This is a genomic window from Micromonospora sp. H61 (assembly GCF_018070325.1).
Taxonomy (GTDB): domain Bacteria; phylum Actinomycetota; class Actinomycetes; order Mycobacteriales; family Micromonosporaceae; genus Micromonospora; species Micromonospora salmantinae.
Genome location: NZ_JAGPXY010000248.1, coordinates 1 through 576, shown reverse-complemented (window position 1 = coordinate 576; position 576 = coordinate 1). Strand labels below are relative to the sequence as shown.

The following is a 576-nucleotide window of genomic DNA, read 5'->3' as shown; positions in this document are numbered from 1 at the left end:
GCCCTCGTACTCCGGGCTGTGTCCCCACGCCGTGGTCCAGCCCTCGGCGGCGAGTCGACGGGTCAGTGCCTCGGCCAGCGCCGTCTTGCCGGCACCCGGGTCGCCGCTGAGCAGGGCGAGCGTGGGCTGGCGGTGGCGGGACGCGGCCTCGGCGGCTCGCCGCAGCCGTTCCAGCTCCGCGTCGCGGCCGACGAACGGGCGCTGCTCCGCCTGGACGGGTCGTACGGTTTCCCCGAGGCCGGAGGTGACGGCCCGTCCGAGGGCCGGGGCGAGGTGCGGTGCCTGGGCCAGGATGTCGGCTTCCAACTGTCGCAGCTCGGGCCCCGGGTCCACGCCCAGCTCGGTCACCAGGACGTGACGGGCCTCCCGCAGTGCGGCCAGCGCGTCGCCCTGCCGGCCGGCGCGGTACCGGGCCGTCGCGAGCAGCCGCCAGGCGTCCTCGCGCAGCGGATGGCTGGCCAGGTGTGCCGGTAGGTCCGCGGCGGCGTCGTCCGGTCGGCCCACCGCCAGGAGCGCCTCGGCCCGTCGCTCGACGGCGAGCATCCGCAGCTCGTCCAGCCGGTTGATCTCCGCGAC

Annotated in this window: 1 protein-coding gene; it reads right to left on the bottom strand. The window is 76.9% G+C overall.

Annotation, left to right across the window (positions count from 1 at the left end; all coding sequences use genetic code 11):
* On the bottom strand, window positions 1-576 hold a 576-nt coding region (locus tag KBX08_RS33425), incomplete at both ends, for a BTAD domain-containing putative transcriptional regulator (protein ID WP_210787735.1).